The sequence below is a fragment of the Streptomyces sp. Ru62 genome (assembly GCF_002920615.1).
In the GTDB taxonomy this organism is placed as follows: Bacteria; Actinomycetota; Actinomycetes; order Streptomycetales; family Streptomycetaceae; genus Streptomyces.
In genome coordinates this window covers 152,725-168,735 of record NZ_PQSU01000011.1, presented here as the reverse complement: position 1 = coordinate 168,735, position 16,011 = coordinate 152,725, and the positions used below count along the sequence as shown (strand labels likewise).

10 protein-coding genes, 1 tRNA gene and 2 pseudogenes are annotated in these 16,011 nt (G+C 64.1%); 1 reads left to right on the top strand and 12 read right to left on the bottom strand.

The features are described from left to right. Positions 1-93: 93 nt before the first annotated feature. Positions 94-591, bottom strand: a pseudogene (locus C3492_RS16940) (response regulator); the annotation flags it as partial. 117 nt (positions 592-708) lie between these two features. Between C3492_RS16940 and C3492_RS16935 the strand changes: the two are divergent. Continuing rightward, positions 709-780 (top strand) — tRNA-Arg (locus tag C3492_RS16935). A gap of 710 nt (positions 781-1,490) precedes the next feature. Here C3492_RS16935 and C3492_RS16930 read toward each other — a convergent pair. The 11 genes and pseudogenes from C3492_RS16930 to C3492_RS44640 all read right to left on the bottom strand — a co-directional run bounded on the left by C3492_RS16930 (position 1,491) and on the right by C3492_RS44640 (position 15,982). Beyond that, the gene (locus C3492_RS16930; RefSeq protein WP_103812590.1) at positions 1,491-2,864 is read right to left on the bottom strand and encodes a tyrosine-type recombinase/integrase; all 1,374 of its coding nucleotides are present in this window, start codon (positions 2,862-2,864) and stop codon (positions 1,491-1,493) included. Next, positions 2,861-3,031: an AlpA family transcriptional regulator gene (locus tag C3492_RS16925; RefSeq protein WP_171159685.1), complete on the bottom strand. Its 171-nt coding sequence runs from the start codon at positions 3,029-3,031 to the stop codon at positions 2,861-2,863. The genes C3492_RS16930 and C3492_RS16925 overlap by 4 nt, the downstream gene beginning before the upstream one ends. After that, positions 3,031-4,113: pseudogene (locus C3492_RS16920) on the bottom strand (replication initiator); the annotation flags it as partial. The gene C3492_RS16925 and the pseudogene C3492_RS16920, both read right to left, overlap by 1 nt. A 567-nt stretch (positions 4,114-4,680) precedes the next feature. Next, positions 4,681-4,962 (bottom strand): hypothetical protein, encoded by a 282-nt coding sequence (locus C3492_RS45810; RefSeq protein WP_258055739.1) that lies wholly within the window; start codon positions 4,960-4,962, stop codon positions 4,681-4,683. Positions 4,963-5,158: 196 nt separating this feature from the next. Beyond that, a complete protein-coding gene (locus C3492_RS16910; protein ID WP_103812587.1) occupies positions 5,159-6,112 on the bottom strand; it encodes an HNH endonuclease signature motif containing protein in 954 nt (317 codons plus the stop codon). Between the two features lie 8 nt (positions 6,113-6,120). Then, entirely contained in the window at positions 6,121-7,839 is a 1,719-nt protein-coding gene (locus C3492_RS44185; protein ID WP_146075694.1) for a hypothetical protein, read from the bottom strand. A gap of 302 nt (positions 7,840-8,141) precedes the next feature. Continuing rightward, positions 8,142-10,490 carry a UvrD-helicase domain-containing protein gene (locus C3492_RS16905; protein ID WP_103812586.1) on the bottom strand — a complete coding sequence of 783 codons (2,349 nt, stop codon included), beginning with the start codon at positions 10,488-10,490 and terminating at the stop codon, positions 8,142-8,144. 45 nt (positions 10,491-10,535) lie between these two features. Then, positions 10,536-13,163, bottom strand: coding sequence for a hypothetical protein (locus C3492_RS16900; protein ID WP_103812585.1), 2,628 nt, complete (start codon positions 13,161-13,163; stop codon positions 10,536-10,538). 133 nt (positions 13,164-13,296) lie between these two features. Beyond that, complete coding sequence (locus tag C3492_RS16895; protein WP_103812584.1) at positions 13,297-13,764, bottom strand: DNA phosphorothioation-associated protein 4; 468 nt, start codon at positions 13,762-13,764, stop codon at positions 13,297-13,299. Further along, on the bottom strand, positions 13,764-15,821 hold the full coding sequence (locus C3492_RS16890; RefSeq protein WP_103812583.1) for an AAA family ATPase: 2,058 nt from the start codon (positions 15,819-15,821) through the stop codon (positions 13,764-13,766). Before C3492_RS16890 ends, C3492_RS16895 begins: the two co-directional genes overlap by 1 nt. Then, positions 15,818-15,982 (bottom strand): hypothetical protein, encoded by a 165-nt coding sequence (locus C3492_RS44640; protein WP_019524112.1) that lies wholly within the window; start codon positions 15,980-15,982, stop codon positions 15,818-15,820. Before C3492_RS44640 ends, C3492_RS16890 begins: the two co-directional genes overlap by 4 nt. Positions 15,983-16,011: the final 29 nt, after the last annotated feature.

Genomic DNA, 16,011 nt, shown 5'->3' with positions numbered 1-16,011 from the left:
GAACTCTCCCTCACCACCCCCGCCCTGATCTCCGCCACCGGGACCTCCCTCACCGGGGCTTCCCTCCCCGGGACCTCCACCGCTGCGATCTCCCCCGGAGCCCCCCGGCCTCCCGGGCCTCCCAAGCCCCCCGGATCCCACGATTCCCTCATGGCCCCCATGCCCGATCCGCCGCTCCATGAGCTGCTTAACGAGCCGTACCAGCTCAGCGGGCTCGAAGGGCTTGGCGAGGAAGGCGTCAACGCCGACATCGAGGCCGGTCTCGACCTCGTACTGCGAACACGCGCTGATGATGGCGAGGGGCAGGTGGTGCGTACGGGGATCGGCCCGGAGGCGGGCGGCGGTGCGGAGCCCGTCGAGCCGGGGCATGACGACGTCGAGCGTCACGACGTCGGGCCGCACTTCGTGCACCACGTCCAGACACTCGGCACCATCGGCCGCGGTCACGACCTCTAGCCCTTCCAGTTCGAGGTTGACCCTGATCAGCTGCCGGATGACCTTGTTGTCGTCCACAACAAGCACCCGACCCGAAGCGCCTGGCACAAGTCGAGAGTAGGTCCGGACCGGCCACCGCGTCCGGGTTTTCCCCACTTCCACCCCGTACAGGGGACCCCCCGACCCCGCCCCGGGGAAACGGGTTCCTGATCACCCCGCCGGACCTGCTAATGTTCTACCCGTCGCCGCAAGCGAGAGCTCAGCGCCCGACACGCCCCCGTAGCTCAGGGGATAGAGCAACGGCCTCCGGAGCCGTGTGCGCAGGTTCGAATCCTGCCGGGGGCACCCAGCATGAGGTGCCCAAAGACCCCGTCACCAGCGGAAACGCTGAGGCCGGGGTCTTGGCGTATGTGCAGCTGTATGCGGCTCGGAGTGGCCACATGTCGGGGTCTGTGGACAAGGCGTGGACGGGATCTTGGAGCATCGTCGCAGGTGGAGCTTGGAGACGGCGAGGGCCCACCAGCGCATTCAGCCCTTTGCCCTGGCGGGCGCAGAGGCCGCGGATGCCGTCGACGCGGCAGCGCTGGGGGCCACCAAAGGACGCGTTGGTGACGAGGCAGAACCATGGGGGAACTGGAGCGGGTGCCGGATGGATGCACGCGCAGCTGCCAACTCACATACCTCGCATGATCGTTCGAACCTCAGTAACCATCCACTCGGGAAGGGGAAGGGCGGGAGCGTCGGCAGTCTGACAAAACGCCGAACTAGCAGGTTTGCGGCGTTAGACTCCGTGCCAGGGCGGTGAGCCACGGACAATACGGAGGGGAAATGAGCGCGAGCGGGACCCGCACTTGCTCTTGGTGCGGCGAGGGAGGGCACGACAAGCGGACGTGCGACGTCTCTCCCAACGCTGGGAAGTGCAGCGTGTGCAACTTCCACGGGCATGACAAGCGCAACTGCCCGAACAAGTGAGGAAGCAGCACCGCAGGTAGGGCACGAAGCGAGAAAGGCCCCAGGCGACATGTCTGGGGCCTCAGTGTTGAGGGCGGTACGCCTCACTCGTACTCGCGGAGCAGATCCTCGATACGCCGGTTGGCGACGTCCTGCCGTCCATCCAGGCACTTCGCGTAGCGGGTCAGCAGGACCTCAACGCTGTTGCCGGCGCGTTCGGCAACCTCGGTGGGATCCACTCCCGCATTCAGCCACGTCGACAGCGCCGAGTGCCGAAGGTCGTACGGCCTGCTCGCCAGCGGCGAGGCCGCAACAGCCGGCGGAAGCGCCAGGAGACGAGCCTCCTGCCACACGCGGTAGTAGGTCGAGGACGGGACGACCGAACCCTTCTCGCCGAAGAAGAGCCGCCCGTCATCCGCTGTGCCGAACGTGGCCAGGTGCTCGCGCAGCACCGCGACGAGCTGGGGCGGGATGGGTACACGCCGAACGTCCTCAGCCGGTCGGTTCTTGAGCCCGCGGTCGTCGTGGGTCTCCCCCGAGTCCGTCCACTGCTTGCCCACCGAAGGACGGGTTCGGTGGAGCAGCGCCGATCCCCAGCCTTGCCCAGGGAGGACAAGGTCAGTCTCGACCAGGCCGACCGCCTCAGCGGGCCGGAGGCCGCCGAAGTACATCGCCGCAAACAGCCCGACGAGACGCCGGCCGCGAGCACGCCGGTATCCACCCACGTAGGACACTGCCGCCAGGAGATTGCGGGCCTGTTCCGGGTTGGCCACAACGCGCGGATCGACCTGGTTCGAAACCTTGGGCTTCTGCCAACGAACCGCCGTGATCGGATTCTCCCGCAGCTCCCCCAGGTCGACCGCGTAGTTAGCAGCGTTGACGAGGGTCCGCCGCTTCCGCCTCACGGTCTCGGCAGCTGCCGCGGTGCCGTCAAGCTTGAGCTTCAGCCCGTCGAGCACCGCGCGAGCCGTTGCCGGTTCAGCGAGGTCCGCGAGCGGTCGGGAAGCCTTCGCTACCCAGTGCAGGACGTTCCGGACATTGTCCGGGACTTCCCGGTCATCGGGTCCTGGCAGCACGAAGGCCCAGTTGCGTAAGGCCTTGCGGATCTCCTCGTCGGACGGTCGCCCTGCGCGCTCCGCCAGCAGTTCCATGGTCACGCTGGTCAGAGATTCGTTGATGCCGTCTCGCGTATTGGGAGCAGCGTGTGGCCACTTCATTGCGAGATACCTGAGGGCGAAGTCATACCAAGACAATGGCGACTTCTTCTCTTCCATCGAAGCCGGAAGACCAGTCTCCGTGTCGAACTCTTCGCCGCCCCGCATGGCACTCATAAGCTTCGCTCGGTAGTGATCAGCGAGCGCCTTGGTGCGGAACGAGTCAGAGAAGACGTTGCCCGCGATGGACCAGCGGACGCCGTACGAAGGCGTTTTGGTGTCCCGCTTGCGTACGCCCCAGACCTTGACGTCGAGAGACTTCACGCCGCCTCCTCCAGCTGCCGTAGCCACGAGGTGAAATCACTGCGCCAGACCCGAAGCTCACCGTTGGGAAGCTTGAATGCCGCGGGGCCCTGACCGAGCTCGCGCCATCGGTAGAAGGTCCGGCGAGAAACACCACCCAGCTCATCGAGCACTTGGCGGACGGTCATCAGCTCGTCGGGGACACGCTGGGCCATGTCGTTTCTCCTTCCGTCTGCGGGTCGGTTGAGCGAGGGGCGACACCGTGAGCGATGAGGCGTTCCGCGCTCGTCCACCCGGTGCCGGCGAAGCGCCAGTGGGAGAGGACGAGGACGGTGTCCGGGTCGGGCAGCAGGTGGCCCGCCTCGGCTGCGCGTGCGCGGGCCAAAACTTCGTTGTGGTCGGCGCGTTCCTGGCGGAGGGCGCCGAGGGTCACGGAGTAGGCCCGGGACTTGGTGGAGAAGTGGCCGCGGAAGCCGAGCATGTGGGCCCACTTGCGCAAACGCAGGGCTTCGAGTTCGGGGAGCCCACCGAGGTGCCAGCAGGTGAGGATCATCCGCCGGGCATGGTCGGTCACGCCGGAGCCGATCAGGTCCGTGATCGGGTTGCGGACGGGACGGTCCAGGGTGCCGGCGGTCTCGGCGCCCTTGGTGGCGTACTTGGCGATGTAGGCAGCCACGGCCCGGCTGGACAGCTCCGAGCTGCCCGCGAAGTCGGCGGAACGGATGGGGCGGATGTCGAGCTGATCACCGAAGCGGAAGGCGTACGTGCGGCCGTCGAGCACGGGGCCGGGTGCCTCGGCGAGGCGGACCGCCGAGCGGATCGAGTCGGTGAGGAGTTCGGTCGTGGCCCAGGCCGGTGGGGTGGACTCGGCACCGTCCGGGCCGTCGAGGCGGATGACGACGTGGAAGTGAACAGCACCGCGCCGTTGGTACTCGGCGACCTTGGCGTACGACACCTTGAGGCAGTCACGCAGCGCGGTTCGGGTGACGCCCGCGCGGGAAGCGAGCTGTTGGCGCAGGTAGGTGGTGAAGCGGGCCCAGAGGGCACCGGCGTGGGCGTTCCAGAGGACGGCTGCCCGGTAATCGTACCGCTCTGCGTTCAGCGGTGTGCCCAGGGCGGGGTCGTCCTCCGGGTGGAAGCGTCCGCAGCGGCAGCGGCCACCGGCGGGGCGGTTGTGGACGGGGCCGAAGGAAGGGGCGGTGAACGTGGCGAAGACGCGGGGGTGTTGGGCGACGGACGGGCCGATGCCCTTGCCGCCGCTCAGTCCGGCGTCGGAATGGGTACGAGCCGGACCTCCTCCGCCGGCCGGTCCTTCAACCCCCGGTCGTCATGGGTCTCACCAGAGTCCGTCCACTGCTTGCCGACACTGGGGCGCGTCCGATTTAGCAGGACCGTCCCCCAGCCAGTCTCGGGCAGTTTCACGTCCGCGCTGGTGACGCCGACAGCCTCAGCCGTACGCAGGGCGCCGTAGTACATGCAGGCGAACAGGCCGACGAGCCGACGGCCACGTGCATGCACGGCAGTACTCACCGACGTACGAAACCGCCGTCAGCAGGAACGAGCCTGCTCGGGATTGGCGACCACCCGGGGATCGACTTCCCCGGCGACCTTCGGCTTCTTCCAGCGGATTCCCGTAATCGGGTTCTCCTTGAACTCTCCCAGGTCCACCGCATAGTGCAGGGCGTTGACGAGTGTCCGCCGCCTACGCCGGACGGTACACCGGACGGTCTCCGCAGCTGCCGCCGTCCCATCGAGCTTCAGCTTGAGCGAGTCCAGGACGGCCCTACCGATCGCAGCATCGCCAAGGTCTGAGAGAGGGCGGGGACGCCTTGGCCACTCAGTGCAAGGTGTTCGCGATCTCGGTCGGCAATTCACGCTCGTTCGGACCGGGAAGGACGAAGGCCCAGTTGCGAAGTGCCCTCCTGATCAGTTCCTCGGATAGCTGCCCCGGCCGATCGTCGAGAAGAGCCATCGTCACGGCGGTCAGGGCCTCATTGATCCCATTGTGTGTGTTCGGCGCCGCGTGTGGCCACTTCATGGCCAGGTACTTCAGAGCGAAGGCATACCAAGTCATCGAGGCAGCCCTCTCGACCACCGAATCCGGCAGCCCTGTGGCCATGTCGAGGTGATGCCCGGCAGGACCTCCTGGAACGGCTCCTGCCCGTCAGACGCGCCCGACGCCATGCGGCCCGGCAACTGGCCGCTCTCTACCGCGAACGCTGGGAGGCCGAGTTCGTCTTCGCCGAGGGTCAGGTTCGTGCGGTAGTACACCGCGCCCATCAGCCTTGCGGCTGAGAGAGTTGCAACTTGCAGCCCTATTTTCTATTTGGCAAGAGTGACGGGGCAATGAATCGGCTGGCAGCCCAGGGGTCGTGCTCAGCACAAACAACCATCAGATTAGTTGGCGTTAGCGCACCTTTAGTATTAAACGGCGCCACAAAGAGTTCACTATTATTCAGGCGGGCAGGACATGATGCCGTAGCTTCACAACGCCCTCTCGCAGCGATCAATCGCAAGATCCAAAGGGGCTGCGGAAGTGTTACGGTGCCAATCTTCGGATCAGGATGCCTAAATACCCCTGCCGCCCACGCCCTGGCGTCGTATACGCTCCACAACTTACTCTTGGTGAGATTGCACCATCCGCATGCCAGGTAGAGATTATCTTCGTCCGTGGCGCCACCTTCAGCAACGGGGATCTCATGGTCCAGTTCTATTCGAAGATGTCTCGCTTTCGCTCCTCTAGGGCGAGTGAAGTCAACCAAGTTCAAAGGTGTCATCTCCTGTCGCGTTCGACGGAGAAATAGATCTCGCGCATGCTGCGTGAATTGGTATCCACAGAGATAACATCTCTGGTCTGGGGCGCTGTTGAACCATACCGCTTCCTTCAAGGCCGCGCTTATCCGCTCCCGCCCCATACCCCTACGTGCCTCGACCTCGCGCCACGCAAAGTTAGCAAGTTGAGTAGCCGCGAGTTCGACTTCATCTTCCGGCGCATGCTGAGCAAGCATGCGCAGTTGGGCAAATATCTCAATATAAACGTGACCGATATTGTTTCCAGATTCGACATGCCTAGCCAAATCGACCAAGCCCTCCAGAAACCAGCGACCCACTGTAATGGCATAGTCGGCCTTCAGGAGCCACTCATTTTTGCCGAGGATTCCCGATGGAGCGCTGAGGCCCGCTACCTCACGTAGTCCGCGTTCCGTCCATCGAGTCGGAAGCGTATCTGCGAGTACCTTGTAGAACTGATTGATCCCGTGAGTGTCCATGGCAATATCTACGGCTTGAACTTCTTGGGAAGTCCACTTGCAGGCACCTTACGGTACTCCTGCCAATTTTGAGCCCAAAGCCTTTTTACTGCCAATTGATCCTTCTTGACGCTCTCTAGCCTCCAGTCTCGATTGAAGTACGAAGAGCTCACCCTCCCCCCCTTGAGCCAGTCATTCATTGTTCGTTCAAAATCCTCCATATCCGCCAGTGACTCTGACTGAGTGTAGAGGAAGTCGAAAAAATCCGCAGCAAGGATAGTGAGTGAGACCTTATTGAATAGGTTGCTGGTTGCGGTGCTTCCCCAACCATTGAAGGTATCAACCTCGACGGGGTCACCGAAATGGTCTCTTACACGCGAGAAGAATCTGACGAAAATATCTCGCCACGGGCCATCCGGGCGAGACCACTCCTCAAATCTCTCCTCATCTGTTCCGGGACCCACAAGGCCGCACTGCGGGAAATATTCCGATTTCCATGCTCGCGCATAGTCGATCTTTTGATTATAGGGGCGGCCACCCCGTAGCTCACGGAAAATGGAAACGAGACCGCGCAGGACCGTCCACTGCAAGAGATCAGGGCGATCTCCAGTCATTCCGGTCTGCACCAAGCCCCGGAATGGACTGTCCTCTGCTCGCGTCAGGTATGCAACGGATTGGGAATCTTCTAGCTTGATTCCTGCACGGCGGAGACGGTCTGCAACAGCCGCAAGCTCACTTCGACTCAAGCTCGTCGAAACAATCGTCCCGAGTAGCGCTTTACCCATCGGGGTTGCCTTTTGGTTAACGACCACGAACTGAAAAACATGCTCGCTCGGGCTATCATCCATAAGCAGCGAAACTGGAAGCCGTCGAGATTCGCTATCGATCAGCTGCTTCTCGGCCAGTTCAGGCGAAATGCCGCCTTTCACTGCATTGAGAATTCTTGTCTTCCCGTCACTTCCTTTGGCGCTCTGATAGGCAGACTCGACAGCTCCTCTCAACCTATGCTGACCATCCACAAGAACGACAGGCTTCAAATAAGCAATTAGTGCCGATTTCGTGAAGCCCTGAATCTCCTCAACATCCTCAATGCCTCGCTGCTCCAACACCCTAATACGTGCACGCAGCTCAGTGTAGAAATCAACGAGATGTGTCTCTTCCGCGAGCATCACGGACGCAGTGGCTTCAGCATCGTCTATCGTCGACTCATCTTGCTCTAGGATTTCATAGCCGTCTGAGCCTGAGTCATCAAAGTCCCGATCTTCGTTTTCATTATCCGCCGGGATTGCGGCCGCACTTTCCAAGCGCATAATGGACGCGACGCGCGCCTCGACTGCAGCATCATCCTCGAGGCCGCTTACGCGGGATTCAAGATGTGCCACGATTCGCTTCAATATGGCCATCATCGATAGAGATGAATGATCCTCATAAGTAATACGCAGGCGGCCAAACGGCGAATCAGGCGAGGTTTGCAAAAATTGCACCCTCTGATTGTCCTGAAGCGCGCCGAGTAGCGGGTTCTGAACGACGTTATTCCGATCACCGAAGAATTTCAGCAACTCTGTGATACGTCGGGGGTCCTGCTGCCGCTGAAAACCTGTGGTCTCTTCATTCGCAAGCTTGCGACGCTCTGGGACACCGGCCCACTGTTCAATTTCTAGCGCAGAGGCCGCGAAGAGAATCAGGGGCTTACTCTCTAGAGTCTGATGGACGACAAAGGCGTCGTACTCTTTAACGATATCGCTCATACGTCCTCGCAGTCTGATGACCCGCTAGCTGGGCAGTTGCGCCTTACCATACCCAACTCAGCGTGCTACGGGGAGAGATGGGGTACTCCGTGGCCACTGTCGTGGCAAGTGAGGTTGGCACGACCCACTCAAGGGGCAGACCGGATGGCTGCTCCGCTGTGGTGGGCGAGACGTGCCGCTTGGGGATTGCGGGCACCGGGAGGAACATAAGCGCCGCGAAACCTCAGGAAATGACGAATTCTCTGTCAAACGTCGCTGCAGGGCCAACCGGCCCCGTCTACACCGTTTAGATCGCCCGGCACTCAGGACGAGCAGAGTTCAGTCGCTGTTCTGGTCAAGAACGGGCTGCGAGTGCCGTGCCACGTGATAGTGAGGGCGTCCCGGGCCCGAGTGGCGGCGACGAAGAGCATTGAGCGGGCTTTGCGCAGCTCCCGACGGTAGCGCGCGGGGTCTTCGGTGCGATACCGGTCGATGGCCTCCATTCTTGGCACGAGCCGGTCGTTGGCGCCGACGATGACGAGGCGCTGGTATTCCAGTCCCTTGAAGCGGGGCATGGTGCCGACGTGGATGGTGCCGTCGCCGCGGGGGCCGTCGGAGGTTAGCTGGGCGTAACCGAGACCAGCTTTGGTGGCGAGGTGGTAGATGACCTGGCTGACCTTGTCGCGGTCGGGGACTGCTATCCCGATGAGACCACGCGTTTCGCGCTCGGTGGCGTCGTCGTGGCCGGCGAGTTCGTCGCGCCAGGTGCGCAGTGTGGCGGCGAGACCGTCGAGTTCCTCCTCCCAGGTGGTGTAGCCGTGTAGTTCGGGGACGGGACCGTGGAGGACGGAGCGGTAGCCGGCGAGGGTGTCGGTTCCCTCGCCGAGATCATCGTAGGTCTCGCCGGACATCACCGACAGGGCCTGGGCGAGGATTTCCTTGGTGGTGCGGTAGCTCAGGGAAAGGCGGGCGGAGCGACCTCGGACGTTGATGCCGAGGGAGCCGAGGGAGACCTGATTGTCGTAGACGCGCTGGTGGGTGTCGCCGGCGATGAACATGTCGTTGTCGCCGGGGGCGACCATCGCCCGAAGCATTTTCCAGTGCGCGGCGCGCAGGTCCTGTGCTTCGTCCACGACGACGTGCCGGTAGCGGTGTTTGAGGTCGAGCGGTGATGCCTCGGCGTCGCGGTGGATCAACTCGCGGCCGCCGACCTGGTCCTTGTACGCCTGGCGGGCTTGGATGCGGGCGGCGCGTTCCATCTCGTAGCGGGCGGCGCGTTCGGCGGCCTGGCCCCAGGTTTCGACGCCTTTGTTGTCGAGGCTGGCCGTGAAACGGTCGAGGACGTCCCAGATGGCGGCACGTTCGGGGCGCGTGAGTGGGTGCCCGCGGCCGGCTCGGCGGGTTTGAAAGTAGGCGGCCCGGGTGGTCACCGACTGACCGAGGATGACCTGTTCCCATTCCTCGAGGAGGAACTCCGGCTCCCAAGAGCGCTGCTGGCCGAGTTCGTTCAGGACCGCGCGTAGTTCGTTCAGGGCCGTGCGGTCGTCGATGCGGCGCTTGCTGCGGCCGCTGAGCGCGTTCTCGGTGATGACCTTGTAGGCAAGTTCGTCGATGTGGGTGATGTCTACGCGGGCCAGGAGAGCGGGATCGCCGACGAGGTCGCTGAGGCGGGCGTGCAGGTCGGCGGCGAGGTTCTTGGTGAAGGTGGTCAGCAGGATGGGTTTGTCCCGGCCGGGCTTGAGCTGCTGCAGGAGGTGGTGGATGCGGTGCAAGGCCACGATGGTCTTGCCCGTACCGGGACCGCCGGAGACCCGGGCAGGGCCGTTGTAGTCGTGGTTCACCAGGCGCGCCTGGGTGGGATGCAGGAAGACCTTCCAGGCCTGGAAGTCCCCTGCTTCCAAAACGCTCTTCAGGGCCTCGTCGACGGTGGTGACGGTGGTGCGAGCCAGGGCGGCGCCGAAGTCGGCGAGGTCAATGTGCTCCGGTGACGCGACTGCGTCGGTGATCTCGGCGCGTACCTCGTCGGGGCTCATCCCCGCGGCCAGGCCATAGAGGATGTCCTGGGAAAGCAGCGGTGCTCCGGCTACCAGGCGATCGAGGTCGGCGGTGTCGGTAAGGGTGAGCGCGACGTCGATAAGGGATTCGGCAACGCCGAGTTCCCTCAGCAGCTGGGGGGAATGGGCGGCCAGCAATGGAGGCGCCGCGGCAGCCGACTCGCCGTCCTCGGGGACAGCCGGCCCAGGCAGTGTAAGGGGTTCGGCTTCTTCTGTACCGGCGGTCTCCGGTTCAGCTGCAACGAGCTGGATGCCGGCGCGGCGCAGGGCGCTTTCTCCGACGACCGACAGGTCGACGAACTCGATCTCTCCGGAGACCCGGTTGATGGCCACGGAGAGCTGTTCGTAGACGTCCCGGCGGTGCCGAACCGCGATGATCAGCCAGTTCTCGTGACCGTACTCGTCGGCTCCAGTCCGGGTGAGCAGGGCACGGTAGGAGTCGTCGATGCGTGCGGAGAAGATGTGCGAGTCGCCCTTGAGGGCCTTGAGCTGCAGGCCGTTGCCGTACGGGTTCTCCCGGAAGCGGTGGGAGAAGTCGTAGAACTTGGCCTTCACCGAGCGGTCGAGTTTGTAGAGCTCGTGTTCGGCCTTCTGGTACAGGCTGAGGCGGACGGTCATCTGATGGCGTCTTCCGGATGGTGGAGGGATCTACCTGGGGCTGTTTCAGCTGCCAGCGGGGGCGTCGGGGAGCAGGGCGAGTAGTTCGTCGAGGCGGGTGAGCCAGTCGGTGGCACTGCGGATGGTCCAGCCAGCTGCTTGGTAGGCGCTGTCACGGCGCTCGGTTTCCGGACTCGGGCCCGCGTGGGGCGCGGAGGAGACGATGGCGACCTTGGTGCTGTTCTGGTCCCACGCGAAGTCGGCTTGCCAGCCGCCATCGCCGAGTTCGTAGCCGAAGATGGGTGCTGTCTTGCCGTGGGCGGCGACTGCGCGGGCGACGTCGATTAGGTCGGCTTCGCTGTCTCGGTCGAGCAGAGGGATGATCTCTTCGTTCCAGGCGGGGTCCCGCAGCGTCACAGGCTGGTGGGCTTCAACTGCGGGATCGTCGGCGAGCTGCGCATCGGGCGAGTCGGCGGGCTCGGGTGTTGGGGCGCTGGCGGGTTTCGGGGCGGGTGTGACGGACTGATCGGACGCTGTCACAGGGCTGGGGTCGTCGAGAGCGGTGGGGTATTGCGGGCTGAGTAGCTCGAGAATGTCCTTATCACCCCGTGTACGCAGGTGGGTGAGGACCTCGTCCATCGTCATGGCGTCGTTGAGACCGATACGCCGGCCCAGGACGGGCGGCATGTCCCTCTCGAGGATCTGGCCAGACAAGGCCATAAGCCGCAGGGCCCGCTGGGTGTCTGTGAGGTCGCATTCGTCCTTCTCGGCCAGGCGCAGTGCCTTGAGGTGGCCGTCCTTGGCCGCTAGGAACACATGGTCTCCCTCTCCTGCCTCGATGTGTTCGAGCAGGGTGCGCAGGGAGCCGCAGGCGGGCTGATTGCGCCAGACGAGGTGGGTGGTGCCGACTTCATGGGATAGTTCCAGTCGGCCGCCAGGGACGAGGCCGAGGTGGGCGGCGAACCCGGCGGGGATCGTGAAGCCGGAGCCGCGCAGGTGTTCACCGTTGACGTCGAGGCGATACCACCAGGTGCCTTGGCCGGTCTGGAAGCAGCGCCGAGTCTGCGCCACGTCACGGCGTGGCTGGTAGTCAGTGAGTGCCGGATCGTCGGGGGCGGTCAGACGGACCCAGCCCCGCTGGAAGCGGTCGTATTCCGGAGCAGCGAGGTAGGCACGGACCGACTTCTCTGACACGTCAAACTGCGAGCAGAGCGAGGTGACGATCTCGTCGGTCTGGGCCTCGCCGCCGCAGCTCTCGAGTTCCCGGTTGATCATTTCCCGGATCCCGAGGTAGGGGGTGCCACCCCATCGGCTCAGGCCATACAGGTCGCGGTCGCGTCGCAGGAAGCGGTCGTCGGTTTGGATCTGATTGCGAAGGCTGGCAAGAGCTGTGTTGTCGTCCAGGCGGCTGAGGAGGTCTTCCATCGACAAGGGATGCCCCACCAGTGTCAGAACGGCTTCGGCCCGGTCGCTGATCGAGCGGCCCCAGGGCAGCACGTGCCCGTCGATGAGGCGGAAGCCCTTGATCTCCTGCAGCCAGGCGTCAGCGTGGCTGTCACGGATAGCTTGATGGGCCAACAGCTCCACGACGTCGGACCAGGGGGGCACGGAGGTGGCGCAGCGTGCTGCGAGCTCGCTGCGTGTCCGTTCGAGGCGCTGGTCGAGATCGCCTTGCACCAGCCAGCCCCTCGTCCAGGTGCGGTCAGGCAGTAGTGAGGCGATGACCTGCCACAGCGGGAGGCCGAGAGCGACAACGGGTTGTGCGTGCGCGGGGTGCAGAGCGCGAAGGCTCTGTTCGGTGGCCACCGGCCCAAGGTGGTCTTGGACGGCGAGGAGGTGGCTGAGGAAGGGCTGGCCAGCGTCGGAGTGCAGCCACTGCTGGAGATTCTTCTCCAGCTCGACCTGTATCTGCCGTGCTCGTTCGCGGCTGACTCCGAATTGCTCGCCGAGGCTTTCCAGCGACGTACGGATCTGGCTGAAGGTGCGTCCTGCTGCGATGGCGAGCTGTCGTTCGCCCCAGGTGCTAACGAGGGGGGCGAGTGCGTCGAGCGGTTGTGCTGCCAGGGCGGGCACCGCGGTGCCGACAGGGGCGGGTGTCTCGGGCGTCGCCACGGCCGGCCGAGCTGAAGGGCGGGCGGTGGGGGTGTCGCTTTCGTGCCCGGGATGCTTGGCCCATGCGCACAGCGTCTCTGCGGCAGTGCGGATGGCGGGAGGCGCATCGGCGGAGAGCAGGCGCTCCAGCCAGGCTGTGACGGCGGTAACGTCCGCGTCGGGCTCGGCTGCTGTGTTCGGTGCAGCGCTGGCGGCTTTCGTCAGGTCGCGTCCGCCGGTGAGGAAGGGACGCAGCAGGGGCAGGACGAGCTGCGGGAGGGTCTCCTCGCTGGCGGCGTGGGCGATGCTGGTGGTCAGGTCCGTCTGCTGGCCTTCTAGGCAAAAGCACAGCTGAGGCAGGGCCGTGGCGAGCGTCAGGTGCGGCCAGTGGGCTGAGAGCGCGTGTGCGGCTCGCTGGGCGACCTCTGATGCGCTGATAGTGGCAATGGCGTCGCTCAGCGGCGTGTCGTTCCACCAGGTCCCGGGCAGTCGAGCGTCGTTCAGCACGCGCCCGAGCTGGTGCGGCTCACCGAAGCGGAGAGCCGGCAGCAGATCGGCGAGGACGTGGTGCCATAGCGGCTTGGGTTCGATCAGGCCAGTCACGTGAGGTTCCGCATCTCGTACGTTCGATGGTGTGGGCGCCGTGGGGGCCACCTGCCGCGGCGCGCTGCCTCGCACCCGTGGGTGGCACGGTGCGAGGCTCTGCAGCTTTGCTAGACCTGGAGGGTGCGTCGTGCTACCACTCCAAGGCGTCCAGCATGTCCTTGACGGCGGGGTCTTCGGTGGTGTCTGCAGTCGGAGTGAGCGCATCGAGCACGAGCGAGCTGACGATGGCGACGAGGTCCCTGCTGCCTCGAGTGTTGATCTCTGCCTGGAGGCAGTGCAGGCCGCCGTTGGCGTACTCCTCGAAAATCCTCAGCCGCTCGCCGAGCCGGTCGTCAGCGAGAATCTTCGCGTCCTCGGGCACTTCGGCTGCTGCGATCAGGTCGATGAGCACGTCGCCGTATTCACGGTTCTCCACCAGCGCATAGCGGATCCCCTCCCCAGACTTCTCGAAAGGGACGCGGCGTTCCTTTCGACGGCCCAAGGAGGCGGCGAACAGCAGTGCCTCGTAGTTGGCACGGAAGGGGCCGTCCTTGCCGGTGAGGAGGGACAACAGCTGTTCGTGTTCGGCGGGACGGCGAAAGCGGATCTCGACAGCCATCAGACGGTCACCTCTTCCAGGACTGTGTGGTTGAACTCGCCGTGAGAGACGTAAGGGTAGGCACGCCCGTGGATGGTGATGGTGTCCTCGTCGGCGTCGAGGTTGGTGATGTAGGAACGCAGCACGTACATACGGGATGCCGCTCCTCCGAGGTGGTCCAGCACCATGCCGCGGGACTGCGACTTCGACAGAAGGGTGACGATCTGCGAGGTAAGCTTGGGGAGAGATTCGGCAATGTCGTTCTGGTAGGCGACGTCGAGGTTTCCGAACGGCGCGTCCATGACGACCGGATAGACGCCCCCACCTCCCAGGACGGCGTCGGGTGTCTTCTGCTTGCGGTCGTGTGTCTCCTTGGCCAGTTCAGAGACAGCTCCCACGAATGACAGACCCAGGATCTGGTTCTCGCCGGTGCTGCGGGCGGCGGCGACTCCGGCCGAGTGGTTGACCAGTTCCAACGCGAAGGCCGGGGTGAGGTTGGGGGTGAACGGCTTGATGCAGATCCGCCCGAAGACGCTCTTTACCTTCTGGTCGAGCTGCTGGCGGACCTCCTCGGTCTTGACTGCCAGGATCCGCTGGAAAGCGGTGAGGACCTCGTCTACCAGGGCCACCTGCCGCTGTATGCGCTTGGACTCCTCATCTTGTACCCGCGCGGAGTGGAACTGGCGCTTGACCTTCTCGATTTGCTCGTCCAGCTCAGCCAGCTGGGACTGCGCCTCCCGGTGCTGCTGCAAGGCATCCAGGCGCTTGCGGTCGAACTCCTTACGCCGCTCCTCCAGGCGCTGGACGTCCATCACATCGACGCCCTCCAGCTCGCGGGCGATATCGCTCTCTTCGGCATCGATCTGCCGAATCGAGGACTCGATCTCCTCGATGTCGGCGACGCACTCCCGCAGCTTCGCCAGCAGGTCCGCCCTCGCCAAGGTCAGGTCGGCTGCCTTACCGCGCAGATACATCCAGCGGGTCTCGACGTCGGCGAGCCCGGCGTTGTAACGGCGTTCCTCCAGCGCCATCCGCGCCTGGGAGCCCTCGGGCAGGTCGCGCCCGCACATGCACAAGCCGTCTTCGAGGAGGCCGTCGATGTAGTCGCGCTGGATGCCGGCGGGCAGCTCGCGGCGCTTGCGCATCCCTTCGGCGAGGTCGAGAACCTGGTTGTCGATACCGCCGGTGAAGGCAAGGAAGCTGCTCCGGGCGAGCAGATCGCGCTTCTTCTCCTGGCGTTCGGCCCGCTTGGTCACCAGCTCGTCCAGACGCACTTTCAGCTTGGCGCGCTGACGCTGCAGAGGCGCAGCCTTGCCATTGGCGAGGAGCGCCTGGTTGGCCGCCTCGACTTCACGCTCATAACCACTGGCGGTCTCAGAGAGCTGCAGCAGCTGTTTGTGGACGTCGAGCTTGTGCTGCTCCAGCCGCTCCTGCTCGGCCATCAGCGCCTGCAGGCGCCCGTCGCCGCTGCTGCCGATCTGCCGGCTGAGCTTGCGTGACGCACTCGGCAGGTGGGTCGCGATGGCCCGCTCGATCTCCTCAAGCCCCATCAGGGTCTTGATCGCCTGCTTGACCTCGTCCGTGCGGTCGCCGGTGAACATGCGCTCCATGCGCTCACCGTTGAAGAAGAAGAACTGCCGCAAGCCTTCGGGAAGGATCTTTTGTATGCGGTCCTGGCCATTGGTGACGGTGGTACTGACGCCGTGCTCGGACTCAGTAACGATGAGCTTTGGCGTCAATGCGACCTGTTCTTCAGTGTTCTTCGTCGTTGTGACCGTACGCAGCACGGTGAACAGTAGCCCCTCGTGCTCGAATTCGACCTTCACCGAGGCGCTGACGACGCCGCCGAAGGGGGTCTGGGTCCACGCGTGATCGTTGATCACGCGTTCCTGGTACTCGACATCGTCGGAGAAGGCGCCGTACAACGCCCACGTGAAAGCGTTCAGCAGGGTAGTCTTCCCCGCGCCGTTCATGCCGAAGATGAGGATGACCGGCTTGTCTGGAGTGACCTCGAGATCAAGCTGCTGGGCCCCGTAGAAGACGCGGAAATTGTCCAACGTGAGCTTAAGCAGTCTCATTTGGCCAGCTCCTTGGTGGCGCGGACGATCTCGTCCGTGAGCAGGGTCGGATTCTTCACATGCAGGTGCTCACGTTCGAGCTGCCACACTTTCGCCACGAGCTTCCTGGCTTCCGGCGACAGGTCGTCCATGATGTCTTTCAGGCTTTCCGTCGTCCCCATGGTCTTTCTCCACACGTCGGGCTGTCTGT